The sequence below is a fragment of the Flagellimonas algicola genome, from assembly GCF_005937185.1.
GTDB classification, from domain to species: domain Bacteria; phylum Bacteroidota; class Bacteroidia; order Flavobacteriales; family Flavobacteriaceae; genus Flagellimonas; species Flagellimonas algicola.
Genome location: NZ_VCNI01000001.1, coordinates 1,623,099 through 1,648,057, shown reverse-complemented (window position 1 = coordinate 1,648,057; position 24,959 = coordinate 1,623,099). Strand labels below are relative to the sequence as shown.

At 39.5% G+C, this 24,959-nt stretch carries 14 protein-coding genes; 13 read left to right on the top strand and 1 reads right to left on the bottom strand.

What is annotated here, in order from left to right:
• The first annotated feature begins 91 nt into the window (after nt 1-91).
• From FGG15_RS07200 to FGG15_RS07150, 11 genes are all read left to right on the top strand, one after another.
• Nucleotides 92-1,231: a mandelate racemase/muconate lactonizing enzyme family protein gene (locus FGG15_RS07200; RefSeq protein ID WP_138834692.1), complete on the top strand. Its 1,140-nt coding sequence runs from the start codon at nt 92-94 to the stop codon at nt 1,229-1,231.
• Nucleotides 1,232-1,248: 17 nt separating this feature from the next.
• On the top strand, nt 1,249-2,685 hold the full coding sequence (locus FGG15_RS07195; protein ID WP_138834690.1) for an NAD-dependent succinate-semialdehyde dehydrogenase: 1,437 nt from the start codon (nt 1,249-1,251) through the stop codon (nt 2,683-2,685).
• Between the two features lie 99 nt (nt 2,686-2,784).
• The gene (locus tag FGG15_RS07190; protein WP_202619530.1) at nt 2,785-3,468 is read left to right on the top strand and encodes a bifunctional 4-hydroxy-2-oxoglutarate aldolase/2-dehydro-3-deoxy-phosphogluconate aldolase; all 684 of its coding nucleotides are present in this window, start codon (nt 2,785-2,787) and stop codon (nt 3,466-3,468) included.
• 6 nt (nt 3,469-3,474) lie between these two features.
• Nucleotides 3,475-4,563 (top strand): sugar kinase, encoded by a 1,089-nt coding sequence (locus FGG15_RS07185; RefSeq protein ID WP_138834688.1) that lies wholly within the window; start codon nt 3,475-3,477, stop codon nt 4,561-4,563.
• Between the two features lie 85 nt (nt 4,564-4,648).
• Nucleotides 4,649-6,241, top strand: coding sequence for a sulfatase (locus FGG15_RS07180; protein ID WP_138834686.1), 1,593 nt, complete (start codon nt 4,649-4,651; stop codon nt 6,239-6,241).
• A gap of 79 nt (nt 6,242-6,320) precedes the next feature.
• Nucleotides 6,321-8,897 (top strand): family 78 glycoside hydrolase catalytic domain, encoded by a 2,577-nt coding sequence (locus FGG15_RS07175; protein WP_138834684.1) that lies wholly within the window; start codon nt 6,321-6,323, stop codon nt 8,895-8,897.
• 12 nt (nt 8,898-8,909) lie between these two features.
• Nucleotides 8,910-10,775 carry a sulfatase family protein gene (locus FGG15_RS07170; protein ID WP_138834681.1) on the top strand — a complete coding sequence of 622 codons (1,866 nt, stop codon included), beginning with the start codon at nt 8,910-8,912 and terminating at the stop codon, nt 10,773-10,775.
• Nucleotides 10,776-10,846: 71 nt separating this feature from the next.
• On the top strand, nt 10,847-12,142 hold the full coding sequence (locus FGG15_RS07165) for a GntP family permease (RefSeq protein WP_138834679.1): 1,296 nt from the start codon (nt 10,847-10,849) through the stop codon (nt 12,140-12,142).
• A gap of 583 nt (nt 12,143-12,725) precedes the next feature.
• Complete coding sequence (locus FGG15_RS07160) at nt 12,726-15,758, top strand: SusC/RagA family TonB-linked outer membrane protein (RefSeq protein WP_138834677.1); 3,033 nt, start codon at nt 12,726-12,728, stop codon at nt 15,756-15,758.
• Between the two features lie 39 nt (nt 15,759-15,797).
• Nucleotides 15,798-17,417 (top strand): RagB/SusD family nutrient uptake outer membrane protein, encoded by a 1,620-nt coding sequence (locus FGG15_RS07155; protein WP_138834675.1) that lies wholly within the window; start codon nt 15,798-15,800, stop codon nt 17,415-17,417.
• Nucleotides 17,418-17,669: 252 nt separating this feature from the next.
• Entirely contained in the window at nt 17,670-19,145 is a 1,476-nt protein-coding gene (locus tag FGG15_RS07150) for an FG-GAP repeat domain-containing protein (protein WP_138834673.1), read from the top strand.
• 5 nt (nt 19,146-19,150) lie between these two features.
• Here FGG15_RS07150 and FGG15_RS07145 read toward each other — a convergent pair whose 3' ends face one another.
• On the bottom strand, nt 19,151-19,735 hold the full coding sequence (locus FGG15_RS07145; RefSeq protein ID WP_138834671.1) for a transglycosylase domain-containing protein: 585 nt from the start codon (nt 19,733-19,735) through the stop codon (nt 19,151-19,153).
• A 242-nt stretch (nt 19,736-19,977) separates the two neighbouring features.
• Between FGG15_RS07145 and FGG15_RS07140 the strand changes: the two genes are divergently transcribed.
• Both FGG15_RS07140 and FGG15_RS07135 read left to right on the top strand, forming a co-directional pair.
• Complete coding sequence (locus tag FGG15_RS07140) at nt 19,978-23,250, top strand: VCBS repeat-containing protein (protein ID WP_237561766.1); 3,273 nt, start codon at nt 19,978-19,980, stop codon at nt 23,248-23,250.
• On the top strand, nt 23,247-24,899 hold the full coding sequence (locus FGG15_RS07135) for a tetratricopeptide repeat protein (RefSeq protein WP_138834667.1): 1,653 nt from the start codon (nt 23,247-23,249) through the stop codon (nt 24,897-24,899). Before FGG15_RS07140 ends, FGG15_RS07135 begins: the two co-directional genes overlap by 4 nt.
• Nucleotides 24,900-24,959: the final 60 nt, after the last annotated feature.

The following is a 24,959-nucleotide window of genomic DNA, read 5'->3' as shown; positions in this document are numbered from 1 at the left end:
AGGGTCAGCACTAGGTAATTACTAATCAATTCCCTTAGGGTACTTGTTCTATTTTTAACTTCTAAGAAAATTTATCATTAATTCAGTAGCAATGAAAATTACCAAAGTAGAGACTTTTGTTTTGTCCAGTCAATTGAAAGAGGTTTTTTTCTTTTCTCAATGGGAATATAGTGAGCGACGCATTTGCATTGTAAAAATCACTACGGATGAAGGCATTTGTGGTTGGGGCGAGGGATATGGCCCTGCAGATGTTATTAAAGCAGGAATCACCTTGGTAACCCCGCTCCTAATAGGAGAGAATCCATTGGAAAATGAAACAATTTGGTACAAAATGTACCGAAAAACGTTGGATTTTGCCCGGCGCGGTGTTTTAGCTGCATCAATAAGTGCTGTTGATGTTGCGTTATGGGATTTAAAGGGAAAAGCTTTGAAACAACCGGTAAGTGTGCTCATGGGTGGCCAACATCAAAAAAGGGTGGTACCCTACGCAACGGGTCTATATTTTTCGAAAAGCGATGACCTTACTGCGAAATTGGTTGCAGAGGCGAAAACCTACGTTGAGCAGGGTTTTAAAGCGGTTAAAATGAAGGTTGGCCTTTCCATTCCTGAGGATATTTCTATGGTAAAAGCCGTGAGGAAAGCCATCGGAAATGATGTTAAGCTGATGATAGATTCAAACCATGCCTATTCCCTTCGGGAAGCTGTTGAACTTTCGCGGGCTGTTGAGGAGTATGATATTGGTTGGTTTGAAGAACCGGTTTCTCCTGAATATTACCATCAGTATAAGGAATTAAGAACCAAAACGACCATTCCGATTGCCGGAGGAGAATGTGAATATTTGAGATACGGATTTCAAACACTTCTCGAAAATAATTGTGTTGATATTCTTCAAATCGACATCTGTGGTGCAGGTGGACTTAGTGAGGCCAAACGTGTTTCTACCTTGGCCAACGTCCATGGCATTGAAATAATACCACATGTCTGGGGAACCGGTATCGCATTTCATGCAGCACTTCATTTCATTGCAAACTTGGAACCTGTTGCCGGGAGATTATATCCACCGGATATGTACATTGAATACGACCGAACCGAGAATGATATTAGAGAATCGCTTACTGCCCCTTCCATTGAAATGAAAAATGGGTACATCAACATTCCAAAACTTCCCGGTTTAGGGGTTGAAGTAGACGAAGAAGTTGTTAGACACTTTTCCTCGGAAATTCTCATATAAACAAAAGGAAGATTAGCATGAATTTTGGATATCACAAATTATATATTGGGGGGAAATTGGTTGATGCCGTTTCAGGAAAAAGACAACCCGTGATATGCCCAGCCGATAATGAGGAAGTAGCGGAAATTGCATGGGCAGGTTCTAAAGATGCAGGTTTGGCATTGGAAGCGGCACAGAAAGGATTCGAATACTGGTCTAAGTTATCCTTAGCGCAGCGTACCGAATGGATGACCAAACTGCGTTCAGCGATTTTAGATAAGGAAGACAAGTTGCGCAAGGCAATGGTTTACGAAATGGGCAAAACCTATACTGGCGCATGGGAAGATATCGAAGCAGTGATTAACGCCTTGGAATGGTATCCTTCAGCAATGAAGAACCTCAGGGATGAACAAATCCCTGATTATGAAAATACGCATACCCATAGAATGGTGCACCAACCGGCGGGGGTTGCAGTAGCCTATTTGGCATGGAATTTTCCCCTGCTGAACATAGGATTTAAATTGGGCCCAGCTTTAGCTTCCGGCTGCTCCCTAATTATTAAACCTTCGGAATACTCCCCGCTATCTGCATATCTAATTGGCGAAATCCTACACGATATAGATTTCCCTGCTGGAGTAGTAAATATTCTTTGTGGCCCGCCGGATGAGGTAGCCACAACAATGACTAAAAGTAGGATTCCTGCCGTACTAACAATGATAGGATCAACAGCCACAGGAAAAAAAGTAATTGCCGATAGCACTACATCCATCAAAAAATTAGGCATGGAATTGGGTGGGAATGCCCCTTTTATCGTTTTCGAAGATGCCGATATTGAAAAGGCCTTGGATTTGGGGATAGCTTTGAAATATGGAAATAACGGCCAAATTTGTGTTGCGGCCAATCGAATCTTTGTCCATAAAAATATCTACGCTAAGTTTTTGGGGGCGTACATTGAAAGAGCGTCAAAATTAAAACTGGGCCATGGCCCGGATGCAGATGCAGATATGGGACCTATGGTTTCCCGAAAGGACCGTGACCGAATGTTTGATCTTATAGAAGATGCAATTGGCAAGGGCGCAACATTGGAATATGGAGGAAATATTCCCGAGGGAAAAGAAAAAGGAAACTGGATGCAACCCACTGTACTTTCCGGGATGACTCCGGAAATGCATGTATTTCGAAAAGAGACCTTTGGCCCGATTGCCTCCTTAATGCCTTTTGAAACAGATGACGAAGTACTGAATCTGTCCAATGATACTGAGTATGGTTTGGCTTCCTATATTTTTACAAACGACCACAAGCGCATTGAGCGATTTTCAAGGGACTTACAATTTGGGGAAATTCAAATCAACGGTGTAAAATATTCGATTTACTTACCGCATGGTGGAATCAAAAATAGCGGTATTGGCCATGATTGCTCGCATTTGGCATTGGATGATTATTTGGTAAAAAAACGGATTTCGATGGCTTTGTAAGAATGTTTCAGAAATATATAGTTCAACCTCAGTTTTTACCTAGTACGGAACTATCATAGAAGTTGATTTCATATTATCTAAAAGTTATTATAACAGATTATGAGCACTAATACAACCTTGGCAATGTCTTCTGGGATTGCGGAAAAAATAGATGCTGCGGGTATTATAGCCGTACTTATTGTAGATGATGTAAAACACGCCATACCCTTGGCAAATTCCCTGTTGGAAGGCGGTGTAGATACCATTGAATTAACATTAAGAACACCGGCCGCTCTACAAGTTGCTAAAATCATTAAAAAAGAAGTTCCTGAAATAACCTTGGGTTTTGGAACGGTTTTAACAATTGAACAGGTTCAGGCTGTTGTAGATGTGGGAGCAGATTTTGCTGTATCCCCAGGCTGCAATCCAAAAATTATAGCAGAATCAACAAAAAGAGGCCTTCCCTTTGCTCCTGGCATTATGACACCAACTGATATTGAAATTGCAATTCAGGAAGGTTGCCGTATCCTCAAATTTTTCCCCGCGGAAACTTCAGGAGGCATTCGACATTTAGAAAGTATGTCTGCACCTTATAATTATCTGGGATTGAAATTTATTCCATTAGGTGGTTGCAATCTCGACAACGCCTCAAGCTATTTGCAGTCTAACTTGATTACTGCCATTGGTGGTACCTGGGTTGCAAAACGATCTTTGATACAATCCGAAGATTGGAGTACTATAACCAATAACGCCAAAGAAATTAGAAACCTAATAACAGAAATCAGGTCTAAGGGCCAAGTATAAACAACAATGAAAAAAGTAGTGACCTTTGGGGAAATTATGGGCAGACTAGCCTCCCCCGCAAATTTGCGTTTGAGACAAACAAGAGAATTTGAAGTAACCTATGCAGGTGCAGAAGCTAGTGTAGCGGCTTCGATTTGCAATTTTGGAGGCAAAGCGCGTTACGTTACGGCACTGCCTAAACATGCGCTGGCGGACGCCACAATGGATTCGGTTCGCGCTGTAGGGATCGATACCGATTTTATCTTAAGAACAGAAACAGGCCGATTGGGGTTGTATTTTCTTGAAACAGGTGCAAACCAAAGACCAAGCAATGTAATTTATGATCGAGCTGAATCGTCAGTTGCCATTACCCCGGCCAGTGCCTATGATTGGGAAGGCATTTTCAAGGATGCCCATTGGTTGCATTTGAGCGGAATAACCCCTGCACTTTCGAAGACGGCTGCAGAGGCCACTCTGGTTGCAGCCCAAAAAGCCAAGGAAGCTGGGGCTTCAGTGTCCATTGATCTTAATTTTCGGGGTAAGCTTTGGGGCTGGGATTCAGATTATTCTCCCAAGGAATTGGCCCAAAAGACCATGCGTGAAATTTTACCTTTTATTGACGTAGTTGTTGGCAACGAAGAAGACTGTCATGACGTATTGGGCATTCAAGCTGGTGATACCGATGTGCATTCGGGTACCTTGGATACATCAAGATACCCAGATGTAGCCCGTCAAGTGATAAAACAATTTCCGAATGTAAGTAAGGTTGCAATAACCCTTAGGGAAAGTCTTTCGGCAAGTCACAACAACTGGGGTGCAATGCTTTTTGATGCTTTGACCGATACTCCTTCTTTTGCTCCCTTGGATGAGAAGGGAGATTATACCCCATATCAAATCAGGAACATTGTGGATCGGGTTGGGGGCGGCGATTCTTTCGCAGGTGGATTGATTTTCGCATTGACCACTCCAGAGTTGAGAAAAACACAGACCGCGGTAAACTATGCGGTTGCTGCCTCATGTTTAAAACATTCCATCAAAGGGGATTTCAACTATTCAACAAGAGCGGAAGTTGAGCGGTTGATGGGCGGCAATGCTTCAGGGCGGGTAGTGCGCTAACGAGGCAAATAAAATTATGATGTTTTACAATTATGACCTCTGATAAACAAAAAATGCTAATAAATTCAATTAAATATGTGCCGTAATGAGATTTATTAAAGGCTCTTTTATTTGTATGCTGGCCATTGCATTTTTGGGATGTAATACTGGAAAAAAGAAGACCGTACCCGCCAAAAAACCAAATGTGCTTTTCATTTTGGTTGATGACCTCGGAGAAAGAGATTTGGGTTATACCGGTAGTGACTTTTACGAAACACCGAACATAGACCGATTGGCAAATGAAGCGACAATTTTTACGCAAGGATATGCTTCAAGCCGTGTTTGTAGCCCATCAAGGGCGAGTATTTTTACCGGTAGATTCACAGCAAGGCATGGTATAACGGATTGGATTGGTGCAAAACACGGAACTGCTTGGCGTTCTCACGGGAGACATGATAAATTATTACCGGCCAATTATATTCCAATGTTGCCCGAAGAAGATAATAGCTTGGCAGAAGTAATGAAGGAAGCTGGGTATAAAACGTTCTTTGCAGGAAAATGGCACTTGGGTGATAAAGGCTCCTATCCAGAGGACCACGGTTTTGACATTAACAAAGGGGGGTGGGATAAAGGTAGCCCGATAGGTGGGTATTTTTCCCCTTGGGAAAACCCAAAACTCAGCAATCAGCAAAAGAGTGAAAACCTCACTATGAGACTTGCAAAAGAGACTGTAAATTTTATTGAAAAACATCAAGATTCCACTTTTTTTGCATTCCTATCCTTTTATGCAGTCCACGGTCCTATTCAGACCACAGAAGCAAAATGGAATAAATACAGAAACAAAGCGGTAAACATGGGTCTGGCTGATAAAGGCTATAAAATGGAACGTGTTCTTCCCATTAGGCAGGTACAGGACAATCCAATTTACGGGGGTTTGGTCGAAAGTACCGATGATGCCGTCGGCCATGTTTTGGATGCTTTGAAAGATTTAGGTTTGGATAGCAACACCATTGTCATATTTACTTCAGACAATGGGGGTGTAGCTTCAGGAGATTCCTTTTCCACATCAAATTTACCGCTTCGGGGAGGAAAGGGATATCAATGGGAAGGAGGTATTCGAGTACCCTATCTAATCAAAGTTCCCTGGTTAAAGACGAAAAAGATTAGCAATTATCCTGTCACTGGAGCCGATTTCTTTCCAACCTTACTTGATTTTTCCGGGATTGATATGCTTCCACAACAACATATTGATGGTCTAAGTTTGAGATCATTGCTGGAAAATCAAACTGCCGACATGCCTGAAAGGCCATTATATTGGCATTATCCCCACTATGGTAATCAGGGTGGGGAGCCTTCTTCAATTATTAGGGTAAATAATTGGAAACTGATTCACTATTGGGAAGATGGCAGAAATGAACTTTACAATCTACGCAGTGACCCTGCTGAGCAAAACGATATAGGAAAAGAAAACATCGAACTGACCAAAAGACTAAGCGACCAACTTATTTCATGGTTAGCTCAGGTAAATGCCAAACTTCCTGAGAAGGATCTGGAATTTAATATGGTCGAGGCCAACAACAGGCGAGAAAAATTAGAGACAGAACTCTGGCCACGCCTGGAAGAAAGTAGAAAAGAAATGCTGTCGCCAGGGTTTATGCCAGATGAAAGCTGGTGGGGAAGCAAGGTTACCGTGGACTAATAAGAACACTGTAAAGCTGGATGTAAGATTAACGAGGTTAAATTCAATGATCAATTACCTAACCAAGAACTAGTATCAAATGAGGTATCTGCTTTGTCTTTTTTTGGTGTTTCATTCATTGTGGACTTTCTCACAAAAAGAGAAAACAACTGGATTATGGTATGGACCGAATGACGAAGTTCCGAATTACGAATGGCAAGCGCAATGGATTTGGATGAATGACTCTATTTCTTCAGACGTTATGTTGGCGAGAAAAATAGTTGACTTAACGACTTTACCGAATAGGGCCTTGATCAGAATTACCGCAACTTCTCAGTACCAACTTTATGTTAATGGGCTTTACATACATCGGGGACCAGCTCGATCGGCACCACACCATCAATCCTTTGATATTTTAGATATTTCCCAAAAGCTAAAGCTTGGCAAAAACGCAATAGCTGTTCGTGTTCATCGGCAGCGAAAAAAGTATTCTTATCACTTCGAACAACGTGGCGGCTTGTTGGCTCAATTGGATATGACTTTTAATGGTGAAGAAAGACAAGTTTTTACGAATTCGGATTGGAAAGTCTCGGCAGAACTTTCTTGGGACTCTTCTGCTCCAGAGATTAGCCGATTTCAACAGATTGTAAGTGACCGTGTTGATATGCGAAAACAACACACTGATTGGAAGACCATGGATTACGACCTTAGCCACTGGCATGGTGCAATACCGCTATTTCGAAACGTAGGATGGCCCGCAGTACAAAAAAATGATAAACCATCTGAGATTGCTACCCCATGGATAAGTTTAGTGCCTCGGGATGTACCTTACCTTATTGAGAATCAGATTCGAGCTGAAAATTTAATTCAAGCTATGGAACTGGAAACAAATACGGCATTGTCAAACCCTATTGCAATCCAGGGTCATCTAAACAAGAACATTGCAAACAGTCTTAAAAAATATATCACTAACAAGGGCCCCCTGAAATTGCCAAAAACGGACGAAGGAAAAGTCTGGTTTTTACTTTTTGATTTGGGAGAAGTAAGAAACGGCACGCCAACTTTGTCAATTCAAGGAGCTTCAGGAACGGAAATTGAAGTTGTTGGAGCACCTTTTTTGATCAATAACAATTTTACATATAACATATTGGATTCCGAATATCGAGATAAAATAATCCTTTCGGGACGACAAGATGTTTGGGAGGCCACCTATTTTAAACCTTTCCGTTACCTCGGTATTATAGTAAAAGGTTCAGAGGCTCCAGTAAATTTGTTTTCTGCTGGAACAAGATCTATCAACTATCCCTTTGTTAAGAAGGGTACAATGACCTCAAAAGAAGCACCCTGGGTTGCTGAATATATGGACGCCAGCGCCAAAACTATTGATGTTTGCACCACGGATGCCTATACCGATAATTATCGTGAACGTAGACAATACGCACAGACTGGATACTACGCTGCACTTGGGAATTATTATCTCTTCGGAGATACGGCATTGCAACGCCGTTATCTGGTGCAGACGGCCCAAGAACAACAAGCCAATGGAATTATGCCGGCCTATGCTCCAGCTGCTAGCGATGATTATATGGTAATTTTGGATTCCAATTGTCTTTGGATTCGAAGTTTGCACAACTATTTATTGTATTCAGGTGATTTGAAAACGGTCAAGGAACTACTGCCCGCCGCCAAAAAATTGATGCATCTTTTAGACAGTTTTACCAACAAAATGGGCATGATTGAAAATCCTCCCTACCCATATTGGCTGGACCACGCTCTTTTAGATAGGCGGGGCGCGAATTTTAATCTGAACGGACATTATTTAGGTGCACTGGATGATTTTGCCCAACTTTTAGAATGGTTGGATAATCCAGAAAAGGAAAGCTACAAATCAAAGGCTTCCTTACTCCGTGAATCACTTCAAAAGCAATTGTGGAATGATGAGAAACAACTTTTTGCTGATGCATTAATTGATGGAAAGCAATCGAAAATGTTCAGCGAACATACTAATGCAACTGCTTTAGCTTTACATATTGCAACCAAAGTGCAGGCTGATAAAATAGCAAAAAAGTTGCTCGTAAAGGACGACCATGACTATGTGAGGCGAAAATCCGGACTGATCATGGTAACACCTGCAATGTCATATTATCTGCATAAAGGCTTGGCCGATTACGGGTATATAGATGAATCATTCGAATTGCTACGTTCAAGATTTGACAAAATGTTGGCTCTAAATACCAATGGAACTTTATGGGAAGAGTGGCGGCTGGATGGTACCGGAAGATCGGGGGAGCTGGAAATCGGGCGAACTCGAAGCGATGCCCAAACCGAAAGTGCTTTTATGCCCGAATTGTTTGCGAAATACCTTTTGGGAGTTGTACCCACAAAACCAGGAATGAAAGAAATTAAAATTTATCGCCCTAAATCCAACATAAATCAATTGGAAGGTAGTGTACCTTCCCCACAAGGAAATTTGTGGGTTAAATGGGATATTGAAATGGATGGGGTAAAATCACTACGATTGGATATTCCAGGGCAAATGAAGTTAAAACTTGATTTGAAAAGCTTGGTAAGCGACGAATCAGCTTCCATTTTAGTCGATGGTGTAAAAATAAATCAGAATACAAAGGTAAATCCGTATTATATCCTTGAAAAAGGGAAACATGCGATTAAATTTTAGTTAAGAACAGCTATGTCCATTCAAAAAGTATTTGCCATATTAATCATACCAGTTTTCCTTTTCTCATGTAAGGAAACCCAGGTGGCAGCACCGGAAACTCCAAATATCTTATGGCTTGTCAGCGAAGATAACTCCAAGCACTTTTTAAAATTATATAATAAAAATGGCGCGTTCATGCCTAATATAGAGGCCTTGTCCGAAAAGGGAATTGTCTATAACAATGCCTTCTCAAATGCACCTGTTTGTTCAGTTGCCCGCAGTACAATTATTTCTGGCTGTTATGCCCCGAGAGTGGGAGCACAGTATCATCGTAGAATGGAATTTGCACCAATGCCGGAGGGTTTGAAAATGTTTCCGGAATACCTTAGAGAGGCAGGCTATTACACTACCAACAATGCAAAGGAGGATTATAATTTTATTAAGTCTGAAAATGTCTGGGACGAATCATCTAAAGATGCATCTTACAGAAACAGGGAAGAAGGCCAACCCTTTTTTCACGTTCAGAATTTCCACACTACACATGAAGGGCAATTGCATTTTACCCGAGCACAAATGGACAGTATTGAAACTGTAACCTCAGCGGAAGATGTGGCTGTATTTGCCTACCATCCGGATACCCCGATTTATCGTTATACAAATGCGTACTATCGTGATTTACATCAGAAAGTGGATAGTGAAATAGGGCAGTTTATCAATCAAGTTAAGGAGGATGGCCTAATGGAAAACACTATTATTTTTTATTACGGTGATCATGGTGGGGTACTTCCCAGGAGTAAGGGATATATCTATGAAAGCGGATTGAATGTTCCCATGGTGGTTTATTTTCCCAAAAAGTGGCAGCATTTGGCTCCAGTTAAGATGGGAAGCAGGACGGACGTATTTGTTCAATTTATTGATTTGGCTCCTACAGTTTTAAGTCTAGCGGGATTGGATATACCTGAACAAATTGATGGGAAACCTTTTCTTGGAAAGACTATTACCAAAGATATCCTTAAAGAGCGGAATACTGCCTTCGGTTATGCCGATCGGTTCGATGAAAAATACGATTTGGTAAGATCAATTAGAAAGGGAAGATTTAAATACATTAGGAACTACCAACCTTTCAACGTCGATGCACTTTTCAATTTTTATCGATATAAAATGCTGGCTTTTAAAGAATGGCAACAACTATTTGAGGATGGAAAATTAAATGTGGAGCAAGAACAGTTTTTCAAAGCACGTGCTCCAGAGGCTCTATATGACATTGAAACAGATCCCCATGAGTTGAACAATTTGGTCACAGATCCAACATATCGGTCCACTTTGAAAGAATTACGTTCAGACCTACGGCATCTGGTGAAGTCAATGCCAGATTTAAGTTTTTACCCTGAATCCTATTTTTTGGAAGCGGGCCTTTCTAATCCGTTGGTATTTGGGCAGCAAAGAAAATCTGAAATAGCAGAATTGGTAGATCTTGCAGATTTGTCTTTGAAATCATTTAAAGAGTCCAAAGTTAAAATAGAACTAGCCTTGAAATCGGACGACCCATGGAAAAGATATTGGGCTTTGATTGTTTGTAGCTCCTTTGGAAAAGAGGCAAATCATTTTTTCAGAACTGCACTTCAAATGTCCAAAGAAGACAAGGAGAATTTGGTGCGTTTTCGAGCCATCGAATTTTTGATGCTACATGAACAAAATGTACCGTCGGAATCAATTCTTGAAATTTTAGGAAATTCTAAATCTGAAACAGAGGCAAATTTAATTTTGAATAGTGTTGCCCTATTAAAAACCGTAAAGGCAAATTTTGAGATTCAGATTCCAAAAACGATGTTTCCTCCCGAATGGTATGATCAAGAAGGAGATTTGATAAATCGCAGGGTCAATTTTATCAATCAATGACCCAACCTTAGTTAAGCCAAAAGGATATAAGAGTTTAGAAGTCGAGTTACTTGAACTAAAACAGAAACCGAATGACCAGCCTCGCTATTTTAATTGGCTGTATCGTATTACTTATCGTTTCGATAACAATATTGAAGGTACATCCTATTCCGGCACTTCTGATAGCAGGTCTGATTTTGGGTTTGGTTTCTGGTGGCTCTGTAGAAGTAGTAACAGAAAGCTTGTTAAGTGGATTCGGAAATACCTTAAAATGGATTGGTCTTGTCATTCTCTTTGGAACCTTACTTGGAGAAATTCTAGCAGCAACCGGTGGTGCTGATGTTATCGCTGAAAGTGTAATAAAAGTTTTTGGAATTAGGCGTTTGCCTATGGCCATGGCTATTATTGGTTTTTTGGTGGGAATTCCAGTTTTTGTAGATGTCGCCTACCTTACTTTATTGCCCACTGTTATCGCATTGTCAAAAAAGTCTGGTCATTCCGTTTTGGTATTGGGACTTTCTTTAGCGAGTAGTTTAACCGTAGCACACGCTTTGATTCCGCCTACGCCTGGCCCTTTGGCAGTTGCAGCCATTCTTGAAACCGACATCAGTGGAATGATTCCTATCAATGTTACCGTGGGTTTATTTGCAGTTATCGGAGGTTTGATTTGGGTAAAATTCAATAAAAAGAATTTGACGATACCTTTAGTTGAGGAAGTAGTGCATATTAAAGACGGGAAAAACCCCATCCAAGGTTTCAAACGAGTTCTGCCGTTTATCTCCTTATTGGCACCATTGGTTTTAATGGGTTTGGGCAATTTGTTTTCTGGAGATAATCAGATAATTGCTTTTATCAAAAATCCGGTTTGGGCACTTTTAATCGGGGTAGTTTTTGCCTTACCGCTTTTAGAGCGAAAAGGTTTTTCAAAAAAAATAAACGAGTATTTCAAAACTTCTGGAGCAAAGTCGGCCACAGTAATACTGATTACGGGTACTGGCGGTGCTTTTGGCCAAGTTATTAAGGACACTGAAATTGTGAACTCGTTATTGCCCGATACAGGTGGACTTGAAACTATTGGAATAATGCTGCCTTTCTTGCTGAGTTTTATGTTTACCACGGTAACAGGTTCTATTACAGTTTCATTAATAACCACAGCATCGATAATGGCACCGATGGTCACAAATGGCAGCGTACCTCCTGAATTGACCGCCGCGGCAATCGGTGCGGGTTCGTTGGGAATTATACACGTTAACAGCAGTTTTTTTTGGCTGTTTAAGGAAGTTCATGGAATCGACACGCACAAACTTTTAAAAACCTTTAGTGTACTTACCGCAGTAATAGCTTTTTCTGGGGTACTAATGGCATTGCTGCTTTACTTTTTGATGTAATCTACCTAAACCTAGTACAATAATATCTTCCCTTTGGGCAATCTATCAGTTCTCATGTTAAAATAGTGCCAATAATGGTTAATAGTGGTTCATTTGAACTTAACCATACGCAATATTTTTATGTAATGGTCTTCAAGGACTTTCATTTTGATAAGTATGAAGGGATTGTAGGAGAGATTACCGAAAGAAGAATTACCAATAAATCATTTGTATTACTCTTTAAACCATTTGTTGACCAAGACAAATTTAAGATTTGATACTTTTCCCTAGTTAAATTAAGGATTTCCAAATGTTTAACAGGAAAAATTAAGTTTTCCATTATGGGATTTATTTTTTAACGAAGAAAGCGTATTCCTAATGTTAAATTTTTTTGGTAGTAGTAGATCATCAAGGGTTGTCTAGTTTAAATCTAGTGCAATTTTCAAAATGAGAAATGGCAATTATTAGTTTAGCCTTAACTAAATGTAAACTTAATGTTCTCTCCAAAAAGCAAAGGCTTTGGGAAATGACCAATTAGATAGGAGAACACAAAGCAATAACCACTTAATAAACTGGAACTATTTCAACTTTAAACTAAACGATTATGAAAAAACAACTTTTAAGAATTTTGAAGGGAAGTTTTCTTATGGGACTTTTTTTAACCCTTCTAGGCTTTCAACAAGTGCAAGCCCAACAGCAGGTGACCGGAACCGTGTCGGACGCGGAAGGACCCATTCCTGGAGCCAATATTGTTGTGCAGGGTACAACTAATGGAGTCACTACCGATTTTGATGGTAATTTTAGTATAGAAGTATCCCCTGAAGACGTATTGGTGATTTCTTATATTGGGTATTCTACCCAAAATGTGACCGTGGGCAACCAAACTACAATTAATATAATACTTGTGGAAGATGCCAGTCAATTGGATGAAGTCATAGTTATTGGATATGGTACTGCATTGAAAAAGGATCTTACGGGCGCTGTTTCACGTGTTTCCTCGGAGTCTTTTGAAAACCAACCTGTAACAAGGGTTGATGAGGCATTGCAGGGAAGGGCTGCCGGTGTTTCCGTAGCAAGAGAAAATGGAGCTCCCGGGGCAGGCATTAAAATCCGTATTAGGGGTGTTAACTCTATAACTGGTAATAATGATCCGCTAATAGTTATTGATGGTGTCTTAGGAGGAGATTTAAGTACACTTAATCCGAACGATATTGCTTCTATGGATGTATTGAAGGATGCTTCTGCAACCGCTATTTATGGGGTAAGGGGTTCTAATGGTGTAATCCTTGTAACAACGAAAAGGGGTTCAGGAAAAGGGCAAGTCAATGTTGATTTTTTTACAACGATATCCGAGGTTCCTGATTTTCTGCCAACTTTAGCTGATGACGTAGGAGAATTTGCTAGAATTGAAAATTTAAGAAAATTGAGTATTGGCCAAAACCCTACGTTTACCGATGCTGAGATTGCAGATTTGGTTGCTAACGGCGGGACTCACTATCAAGATGAGGTTTTAAGGACGGGTGTTAGCCAGAACTTGCAAATTTCCGCAAGCGGATCAGACACCGATGGAAAACTAAGATACTTTTTATCCGGAAACTATAGGGATGAAGAAGGTATTGTTATAAATACCGGATATCAGCAAATATCGCTTAGATCCAATTTGGAAGCACAAATTAGTGACAAATTGAAAGTAGGTCTTAATCTATTCGGTAGTAGGGGAGAAACAAAGAATAATTTCGAGAGATTTGGTAACGGACAAGGAAGTACAATAGCAAAAGCCTTGACCTGGGATCCAACAACCCCAATTTTTGATGACGCAGGAAACTATAACAGACGCTCTATAAAAGGTATTGGGTCATTGAACTTGAACCCCGTTTTAACATTAAACGAAACGGACGCAAAGGATGTTGATGAGCAATTTAGCGGCACATTGAATGTTAACTATCAAATTACGGATAATTTCAGTTATACAATGATTGCCGGTACTCGTGTAAACAACTTTAACCTTGAAAGGTTTACCGTTGAAAATAGTAATGATACACCTGCTGCCAACTTCAGTACAAATAAGTTTACAGCCTTTCAATTAAGTAACATTTTTACTTGGCAAAAAATATTTAAGGATAAGCACAATGTAAAATTAACCGGAGTACAGGAATATTCTAATAATAAAACGTCTTTCAATAGCTACAATGCTGATAATCTTGTATTGCCAAATGGATTCTTTTTTGCAGAAACAGGCACAGGTTTTTCAATAAGCAACAATGCTTCGGAAAGAGAGCTATCATCCTTTATGTTACGGGCAGAGTATATCTTTGATAACAATCTGTCTCTTACAGCAACCGGACGTTATGATGGTACATCCGTCTTTAGGCCTGGTAATAAATGGGGTTTCTTTCCATCTATTGCAGCGGGATATAGCCTCATTAACCCTGCCGAGAGTACTGGTTTTATCAGTAACTTAAAATTAAGAGCTGGCTGGGGTCAAGTAGGTAACCAAGCAATTGACACCTTTGGCACCTTTGCCAATTTAGATGGTAACATATATGCTTTCGATGGTGGGGCACCAGATCCAGGAACTTTCATTACCAGTTTTGCCAATGAAGGGCTTACCTGGGAGACTACTAGTCAAACCAACATAGGTGTAGATGTAGGATTTAATGAAGGCAGGGGTAACTTTAGTATCGATGGTTATAAAAAAATAACCTCGGATTTACTTTTAGAAGTGCCAGTTTCAGGAACTAATGGTGGTGGAACTGTTTTTCAAAATGTTGGTGAAACCGAGAATTTTGGTATTGATATTGCCGTGGGCTATGATATTATCCAAAACGAAAACCTTAACTGGAATGCAAATTTTGCGGGGTCTTTTGTTAAAAATGAAGTAACACAATTATTTGGTGGTCTTGAGCAAATTGAAGGTCTGGTTACTGTCCCGGGAGGACAAGCCAGAAGGGCTAACCTTATTGAATTGGGAGAACCATTAGGACAATTTCAAGGCGCAACCTTCTTAGGCACTTGGAAAAGTGCAGAAGCTGCGGAAGCAGCAACATTTGGCAAAGTACCCGGAGATGCCAAATATTTAAGGGATGCTGATGGTGAGATTGTTTTTGGTGCCATTGGAAATGGTCAGCCTACCTTTACTTGGGGTTTCAATAACACCATTACGTACAAAAAATTGGATATAAACATTTTCTTAAGCGGTTCCCACGGTTTTGATGTCTACAATTTAATGCAGGCACAGATTACTGGTGGAGCTGGGGATTCAAGAAGTTTTTTGGCATCAGATCAAGTAAATCAATGGACACCTGCCAACGAAACCGATGTCCCTGCAACGGTACAGCTTTTTAATTCTTCAAGATATGTTGAAAAAGGAGATTTCGTTAGGTTAAGTAACCTTACTATAGGATATACCTTAACAGATATAGCTTGGTTGGGAGAGGGTACTACCATTAAGATATACGGTGGTGGTCAGAATTTGTTCCTGATTACGGATTATAGCGGCTATGACCCGGAGGCAACCTCAAGAAGACCGGAAACTGGAGATAATTCCCAAGGGAATGCAGACGTTGCTCCAGGCATAAACGTAGGAGCTTATCCTATTCCAAGGACGTATACCTTAGGTCTTAAAGTTGGGTTCTAATATCAAAAAAATTGTTAAAACGAAAGTAAAAACGAAAATATGAAAACAAGAAATTTGTATAAATCATCTTTTTTTAAGGCACATCCGGCAATTTTAGCAGTTGTGGCCTTGGCCTTGACCTTTAATAGTTGTGAGCAGTTTGATCTTGATGAAGATCCTGCTTCTTCCCAGTTACAAGTTGTGACCTATAGTGATATGGCGCAGTTGGAGTTAGGGGTTACTGGTATCTATGGTAAACTAAATAAGGCAGCTTGGATGTCTACCTTTTATGTAAACGGTTGGTCAGGAGATGATATTACTACGCATGTTGCTAGTAATAAGGCCGATTTTAGGGAATATGACCAAAGATTTGTAACACCTGAAAATTCCAGAACGTTTACCAACTGGAGGGGAGTCTATGAGATGATTCGTGCTGCAAATACAGTATTCCAAAGTATAGAAGGAGTTACCCTGTCAGATCCCGATCCAAACAAACAAGAAAGATTACTTGGCGAAACCTATTTTTTAAGGGCTATTATGTTCAATCATTTAATGCGTATCCATGGTAGAATCCCACTTGTTTTGGAAGTTGATCCATTTCAACAACCATCGTTGGCTACCCAACTAGAGGTTTTTGAACAAATAGAGAGTGATCTTTTACAAGCGGAAGCAAGATTGCCGGAAAGTACAAATGTAGGTTCTACAAGACCTAGTAGAGGAACAGCCAGAGCCTTTTTGGCAAGATTATATATGGACTGGGCAGGATTTCCACTTAAGGACAACTCCAAGTATGCCGCCGCCGCTGCAATGGCTAAACAGGTTATGGACAATGCAGCTGGACATGGTTTTGGTTTGGAACCGGATTTGGCCAAATTATGGTCGCTCGCGGGAAGATTTAATCAAGAAGGCGTATTTACAATTGCTTATAGTAATTCTGCTGGTAACCTTACCAATCGTAAGATGGGAAAATTAGGATTACCATCTGATCCGGGCTTAAATGGTTGGCAAGAAACATTTGCAGAAATCCGGTTTTTTGAAGATATGCCTGATGGAGTAAGAAAGGATGCCACATATTATGCTGAATTGCCTGTGGCAGATGATGGGTCAATTGATACGGAGAACCCAACCAGCATGCTTCGTTGGGAAGAGTTCAAAGATCAGCAAAATCCTATTTTAAGAAAAATTGTAGGAGAATTGTCAGATGGTGATTGGGCGCAGTTTCAAACACTTAGAAGTGATTTGTTTATGAGATATGCAGAGGTGCTGCTAATTTATGCTGAAGCTTCCGGGGAAGCCAATACAGCAGGTGCAGAGGCTTGGGAGGCCTTGAATATGGTTCATAGAAGAGCTGAAGGATTAGATATAAATTCTGCGGCGGCCAGTGACTTGACGGCTGGTGATGGTACTATTCAAGATTTGGCCTTTACAGAAAGAAAATGGGAGTTTGCGGGTGAATTTATCCGCTGGAACGATTTAGTTCGCAAAGAAAAGGTTCAGGAAGCTTTGGGTAACAGAAATCCTCAGGTCTCTGTTGGTACTGAATTTGACGAAAATGGAGTAGGTACTCCCAGACCATTTACCAGTGCTCAAAACCCTATTTTAGGTTCTTTGGGAACGGATAATTATTATGCTCCAATACCGCTACAGGAAATAGAACAAAATCCAAATCTGGCAAATTAGAGATTATATTTTGAGTTAGTTTAGTTTGAGCAACGGTAAGATTTGTAGCGGATCTTACCGTTTTTGTGTGTGTATGGGTTTACCCAAACTGCTGTTAGTAATTCAGAAAGATAATCCTGGAACCAGACTAAAACTTCGTAAATTAGTCTATTGCCATAAGGGTACAATAATTAATAACTGTTTTCTGCCAGAACTTTATACACATCAGCCTATTTCTAGATATGCCAAAAGTACCGCTTCCGTTATTTAAATATGCTTAATCCAGTTAAATACAAAAAGGTCATTTCTATTTCCAAAATCGTTTTGGGTGTTGGAATTTTTTTGTTTTCTGTTGGTTGTTCCAATGAAAATAAACATGCTGAAGGGGAGCTTTTGGCTAAAACCTATTGTGCCTCATGCCATCTATTCACGCCTCCTTCCATATTACCTAGAAGAGTGTGGGGTGAAAAAATATTACCAAGTATGGGTTTAAAAATGGGAATGTCCCATGGGCCAATTTATACGTATGGTAACCCCGAATCCAATCCGGTCCTAAATCCTATAATGCCACAAGAAGATTGGGATAAAATAGTACATTATTATTTAAATCGATCAGAAAATAGTATCCCTAAGAACGTTATCCAAGATCAAGAATATAGCAACTTGTTTGAGCCGCATATTTATTCCGATGATTCTTTGGCAATAATTTCTATGACAACATATGATGAAAAAAGCGCACGTTTGTTTTTGGGAAATGTGGGTAATTCTTCATTGGTAACATTAGATAATAATGGCGGTATCCTTAATTCGGAAAAACTGGAAAGTCCCCCGGTTAAAATAATGTTTAAGGATTCCTCGGATTACCTATTGACAATTGGAGATATAAACCCTTCGGATGATGCTAAAGGGAGACTCAAGATTGGAGATAATTCTATTGAAGGATTAATGAGGCCAGTAGATTTTTTGGTTTACGATATGAATTTAGATGGATACGACGATGTATTTGTTTGCAATTATGGAAATAATGTAGGTGATTTTTCTTTGTTTGAAAATTTAAAGAACGGGACATACAAAAAGCGGATAATTCATCCCATGTCCGGAGCCATTAAGGTTGAAATGGCGAACATGGATACGGATGAGGAAAATGAGATTGTGGTCTTATTTGCGCAAGAACATGAGATGATCATGATTTGGGATTATGAAAATGATTCCTTTATTGGTGAAAAAGTAGTTCAATTTCAACCAGCCTTTGGATCAGTGGATTTTCAATTAAGGGATATGGATGGTGATGGCCTAAAGGATATTATTATTGGCAATGGAGATAATTCTGATCTATCAACAGTCCTTAAAAATTTCCATGGTGTTAGGGTGTTGTTGAACAGGGGCAATAAGAATTTCTCTGAAGACTATTTTTTACCAATCCATGGTGTAAGTAAAGTCTTGGCGGAGGATTTTGATCAAGATGGGGATACGGATATTTTAACGATATCCAATTTTGGGGATTTTACCGATCCAATGTTCAAAAGTGTAAATTTTTTATCCAATGAAGGAGAACTGGTATTTAAACCAAAGTACATTAATGGCCTTCCGGATTTTAGATGGCAAACCATGGATGTATCGGATTTTGATAAGGATGGGGATTTGGACGTATTTCTTGGAGCTTTTAATTTAAATATCGGACCGGAGGAATCAAATATATCCGACAGAAAAAATATTTCTTGGGTGAGATTGGAAAATAAGATCAATTGATTTTGTCAGTGAACATCTTCATGAGATCTATCAGGAACGTTGACTATACTGGGTTCTTTCATTAAAGCGATGATATCACTTAACTCCCGGTCGCTAAGTTCTGATACCCCTTTTCTGAAATAAAAATTGGAAACCTCATTTATTCCATGAATGAATAAATCAAATTTGTAGTTCTCCAAAACCCAATTTAGACATTCTTTTTGCGTTGTTTCTTCTTCCAGTTTCCAAGCTAAGGTGTAAGCCTTACGGTTTGAAATCTTTGTGCTGTCCAAATCTTGGCGACTGATTTCTGAAATCATGGCGGCCAAAAGACTAGGGCTCTTGGTAAAATCATTTGAGATCAAACCTTTTCCTATCTGCTGGTTTAAACTAGACGATAAAATATTGGGATGTTCCTGTTCATACAAATGGTAAAATCTATCGGGCAATTCATTTGCGAATTTTACCTTGGTAACGAATTCCGTTAACTCTTTTTCCGTCATAAAATCCCCCCAACTATTTTTCAAATAATAGTAGATAATAATGGAACTGAGAACACCAATAAGAAGCGTCCAAATCACAAATTTTAAAGCTCTCTTTTTTGATATCATTGTTTGGCAAATTTACTCTTGAAAACCCAATTGAAACAACATCCAAGCTAACAATTTTATTAGTATCGACAAACTAATATTATTGCCATTTAGGAAAATATGTTATTTTATTTATTCGTATTTTAGAATCTAGCATTTTATTGAAAATTATGGTTGGCAAAAGCCTTTTCAAGCACCAAGGACTATCACTTTTTATTACCTCATTTGTACTTATATTTTTTCAATCTTGTAAAAAATCAGGGGTGGATGAAAAAAAAGATGATATGCCCAAAAACCCCAAATTATTTACACAAGTTTCGCATAATGATTCGGGGATCGATTTTGTGAACAAATTGGAAGAGACCGTTGAATCCAACTACTACAAATACATGTACACCTACATAGGTGGAGGGGTCGTGGCCGGAGACCTTAACAATGATGGTTATGTAGATTTATACTTTACCTCAAACTCCTTTAAGGACAAGCTGTATTTGAACAAGGGCAATTTCAAATTTGTTGACATAACCCAACAAGCCGGTATTGACTTAAATGACGGTTTTAATACCGGAGTAACTATGGCAGATGTCAATAATGATGGTTTATTGGATATTTATGTTTGCAGAGGAGGTTGGCGGGATGAGGGCAATAAGTTTGCAAATCTGCTCTACATTAACAATGGCGATGAAACCTTTACAGAAAAGGCTGAAGAATTTGGTTTGGCAGATAATAACCGATCCATTCAGGCAGTTTTTTTTGACTATGACAAAGACAATGATCTTGACGTGTACGTTTCCAATACACCAGACATTACAGGCCGCACCCAAATATTGGATTTGGAAAAAATTCAGAAAGATCCGAAAACATTGCAATTAAAGGGAAGTGACCGGCTTTATAACAATGATGGGACCGGGCATTTTACGGATGTTTCCGAAAAGGCAGGTTTGCAATTTGATATAGGCTTTGGACTAAACCCACAAGTAGGGGATTTAAACAACGATGGGTGGCTTGATATTTATGTTTGCAATGATTTTAATGTTCCTGATTTGGCCTATATCAACAATGGCGATGGTACTTTTCTAGAATCACGCGACCAACTGTTCAAGCACATGTCATTCAATAGTATGGGAAGTGACATGGCAGACATCGATAATGATGGATTAATAGACTTGATGACTTTGGATATGAATCCTGAAGATTATATTCGGTCCAAAACTACAATGGCCATGACCTCCATTGCAGATTTTGAGCAAATGGTCAAAAAAGGATACCATCATCAGTATATGCATAACATGTTGCACATGAACAATGGTAACAGCACATTTAGCGAAATAAGTAAAATGGCCGGAATGGCAGATACCGACTGGAGTTGGTCCATTCTTTCGGCGGATTTCGATTTGGATGGCTTTAATGATATTTTCATCACCAACGGTGTATATAGAGATGTGATGGATCGTGACAAACTTGCTGAAACTCTTGATATCCTTCAAACCAATCAACGTAAAACTACGGATGAAGACTTTCTTCAATTTGCGAAAATGCTCCCTCAACAAAAATTGAACAATTATTTTTTCAGAAACAAAAGTGACAACACCTTCGAGGATACCTCGGATATTTGGACAGAAACCAAACCGACTTTTTCAAATGGCGCCTTGTATGCCGATCTCGACAATGATGGTGATTTGGACATTGTAGTGAACAATATTAACGACAAAGCAACAATGCTGCGCAATAATGCCCGAGCAGCGGATGGGAGAAATTTTTTGAGTCTCAAGTTCACTGGACCCAAAACCAATCCCTTCGGCATCGGTGTATCGGCAAGCCTATTTTTTAAAGACGGTACAAGACAGGTACGACAGTTGATCAATACGAGAGGATTTTTATCTGCTGTGCCTAACGATTTGCACTTTGGATTGGGTGATATTCTATCCATAAAAAAAATGGAGATTACATGGCCGGATGGAAAAACACAGATATTTGAAGAGGTAGATGCAAATCAGCAACTGCGAATAGATTATGGGTCGGCAAGTGATAAATCTCCAACAAAAGAGGAAAAAACCTTACCGCTTTTTGTGGATGTTAAATCAGATTTTGGCCATAGTGATCCATATTATAACGATTACGACCTTCAAATTTTACTCCCCCACAAACTCTCACAGACCGGACCAGCATTGGCTACGGGCGATGTAAACAATGATGGACTGGATGATATTTATCTGGGCGGTGGACACAACCAAAAAGGGCAATTGTTACTGGGCACAAAAAGCCAAGGGTTTAAAGAAATTCCAATCGCTGCTTTTACTGGAGATAGTGCCAGCGAAGATGTTGGAGCAACGTTTTTTGACGCAGATGGCGACGGTGACCAAGATCTTTATGTGGTTAGCGGTAGCTATGAATTTCAGGAAACCCCACGTTTATTGATTGATAGACTGTACATTAATGAAGGGGCTGGTCAATTCATAAAATCCGAGGGTTTGATACCTGAAATTGGTTTGGCAGGGTCGGTAGTGGTACCTTCGGATTACGACAAAGATGGGGATATTGACCTGTTTGTAGGAGGTAGAACCATTACGGGTAAGTACCCATATCCGGCAAGTAGTCTGTTGCTGATCAATGATAACGGAAAATTTTCCATTGCCAATCAAAAATTAGCTCCGGAACTTGATAGGGTAGGTTTGGTTACAGATGCTGTGTGGTCCGACATCAACGAAGATGGAAAAACAGATTTGGTGGTCACTGGTGAATGGATGGGAATCTTAGTGTTTATGAATGAAAATAACTACTTGTTTAAAAACAGTTCCTATACAAACTTGACCAATGCTGTAGGATGGTGGAATAAGCTTCTTGTGGAAGACATAGATAATGATGGCGACAAAGATATTATTGCTGGTAATTTAGGGCTCAACTACAAGTTTCATGCTTCTTCTGAAAAACCATTCGAAGTTTACACATCCGATTTCGATTCAAACGGTTCCGAGGATATTATCTTAACCAAGGAATATGCGGGTAAACAAGTACCCATTCGGGGTAAATCCTGTATGACCCAACAACTTCCGCATTTGGCCCAAACTATTCAGACTTATACCGATTTTGCCAACAAAGATTTGAAAGGCATCTTAGGAGAGGGTATAGAAGCGGCATTGCATTACCAAGCTACCGAATTCCGATCCGGTATATTTATAAACAATGGAGCTAATGATTTTTTCTTCAAACCTTTCGAAAACAGGGTCCAGCAATCGCCAATCAACAGCATACTTTTTGAAGATTTTGATGGAGATGGTAAAAAAGATCTCTTGATTGCAGGCAACAATTATCAATCCGAAGTAGAAACTACAAGGGCGGATGCAGGAATCGGTAATTTCTTGAAAGGGAATGGACAAGGGGAGTTCGAACATATTTCTCATCTATTATCAGGTTTTTTCGTAGACAAGGATGTTCGGAATATGAAGCAGCTAAATTCTGCAGACAGGAAATTTGTGATTGTTGTAAACAACGATGCTAAACACAATCTGTTCGAACTCAATACTTCATTAAAATGACGCGGGTAGATTTAGGAAATAATGTGTCAATTTGGTTCTTGGCAATGTTCACTATGTTCAATTGCCCAGGACTGCTCAATTCCCAAAATAGCGACTCTTCCCTTAATAAATTAAGCACAGACCAGATTTATGAAAAAGCCATAGAAATTCGATTTGAGAATCCAGATCAGGCTATAGAACTTCTGCAAAAAGCCCACGCAGACTTTCTAAAAAAAGGCGACACATTAAAAGCTATCAATATTTTGCTGGAAATGCCTTATCATTATGGTCAAAGAGTCGATTATGCAAAATCGTACGATAGTTTGTGGTTTGCTCTTCTGTTGGCAGATAATATAAAGGATGAAGCCTTAAAAGCCTCCGTTTATGACCGGTTGGGCAGGCTCTATAGCTTTTACAAAAAAGAAGGAAAAGCCTTTGAATACCTAAACACCTCTCTGGAGATCAAAAAAAAATTGGTTGAAGAAGGGGAATTGGATATCACATCCTTGGTGTCCAATTACTATTTGATTTGTGCTACCTACCGCGAATTGGGTAAGCCAGAAATAGGCAAAATCTATCTGGATAGTTGTTTTTTGAGATCTGGCAATGTCCCCAATCAAATTGAATTGCCTTATTTGCAGTTTGAAAAAGCGTTTATTCTTGCAAACGAACAAAAAAATGATGAAGCGCTAGGATTGTTGAGCGAAATTGAACCTTGGTTTTTAGAACACCGCCCATCATATCTCGTCCTAGTGTACACGTATTGGGGGGATATTTACAGAAATCTGTCCGATTTAAATAAAAGCGAGGAATACTATAAGAAAGCTTTAGAAGTTTCGGATAAATACAATAGTCATTTGGATTTTTCACCTTTGGTTCATGAGAAATTGGCAGACTTGTATGTTAATAGGAAAGATTTCGAAAATGCTTTTGAAAGTCTTCAAAACTCAAAAAATTTAGATGCTCAGTTCTTTGATAGCCGAAGTACGATTAATCGTCCATTATTGGAAATTAAAGACGAATTCAGACAAGAAAAGGAGCGCCAAGCAAGGATGATTCAGCAGCAGCGGTTAGACTATTTAGAACAACAAGACCAAATTTCCTTACTGCAACGTGTGATCTTGATAGGAACCATTGTATTCCTTTTAATTATTGGTTTCATCTATGTCAAGTATCTGCGTTCTAAACATAAGACAGAAAAACAACTTATACGTCGTAACAAGGAACTCGAAATACAAAAGGCCAAAGAACTTTTAGAACTCAAAAATAAAGAGTTGGCGGCATCCGCGCTGCAGCTAGTAGAGAAAGATGAATTTTTAAGGGATATGAAAAGTAAACTTAGAAAGACCACGGGAGACATCAAAAAATCTGAGATCAACAAGATTTTAAGGACAATACCCTCAAATAATACTAACCATTGGGAAGAGTTTAGGTTACGGTTTACTGCAGTGAATGAAAAATTCTATGATCAAGTAACTACGCAATTTCCTAATTTAAGCCAGTCAGACCAAAAGATTTGTGCGCTCATCAAACTAAATTTTTCAAGTAAAGAAATGGCAAGACTTCTGGGGATCTCTGTTGAGTCGGTACATACTACCCGTTATAGGCTTAGAAAAAAGCTGGGCCTTGAAAGAAGCGACAACCTTGAAGATTTTATTTCTTCGATTTAATAAGCAAAACAGTAGTAGGATGTCTAGTATTTATCTAGTAGTAATCCTTTCCATTTAACG

What these genes read in the sequence shown, in the direction of transcription:
- FGG15_RS07145 (WP_138834671.1), bottom strand. Translation starts at nt 19,735, where the DNA reads ATGATATCAAAAAAGAGAGCTTTAAAATTTGTGATTTGGACGCTTCTT.
- FGG15_RS07165 (WP_138834679.1), top strand. Translation starts at nt 10,847, where the DNA reads ATGACCAGCCTCGCTATTTTAATTGGCTGTATCGTATTACTTATCGTT.
- FGG15_RS07200 (WP_138834692.1), top strand. Translation starts at nt 92, where the DNA reads ATGAAAATTACCAAAGTAGAGACTTTTGTTTTGTCCAGTCAATTGAAA.
- FGG15_RS07170 (WP_138834681.1), top strand. Translation starts at nt 8,910, where the DNA reads ATGTCCATTCAAAAAGTATTTGCCATATTAATCATACCAGTTTTCCTT.
- FGG15_RS07195 (WP_138834690.1), top strand. Translation starts at nt 1,249, where the DNA reads ATGAATTTTGGATATCACAAATTATATATTGGGGGGAAATTGGTTGAT.
- FGG15_RS07160 (WP_138834677.1), top strand. Translation starts at nt 12,726, where the DNA reads ATGAAAAAACAACTTTTAAGAATTTTGAAGGGAAGTTTTCTTATGGGA.
- FGG15_RS07155 (WP_138834675.1), top strand. Translation starts at nt 15,798, where the DNA reads ATGAAAACAAGAAATTTGTATAAATCATCTTTTTTTAAGGCACATCCG.
- FGG15_RS07175 (WP_138834684.1), top strand. Translation starts at nt 6,321, where the DNA reads ATGAGGTATCTGCTTTGTCTTTTTTTGGTGTTTCATTCATTGTGGACT.
- FGG15_RS07180 (WP_138834686.1), top strand. Translation starts at nt 4,649, where the DNA reads ATGAGATTTATTAAAGGCTCTTTTATTTGTATGCTGGCCATTGCATTT.
- FGG15_RS07150 (WP_138834673.1), top strand. Translation starts at nt 17,670, where the DNA reads ATGCTTAATCCAGTTAAATACAAAAAGGTCATTTCTATTTCCAAAATC.
- FGG15_RS07135 (WP_138834667.1), top strand. Translation starts at nt 23,247, where the DNA reads ATGACGCGGGTAGATTTAGGAAATAATGTGTCAATTTGGTTCTTGGCA.
- FGG15_RS07190 (WP_202619530.1), top strand. Translation starts at nt 2,785, where the DNA reads ATGAGCACTAATACAACCTTGGCAATGTCTTCTGGGATTGCGGAAAAA.
- FGG15_RS07185 (WP_138834688.1), top strand. Translation starts at nt 3,475, where the DNA reads ATGAAAAAAGTAGTGACCTTTGGGGAAATTATGGGCAGACTAGCCTCC.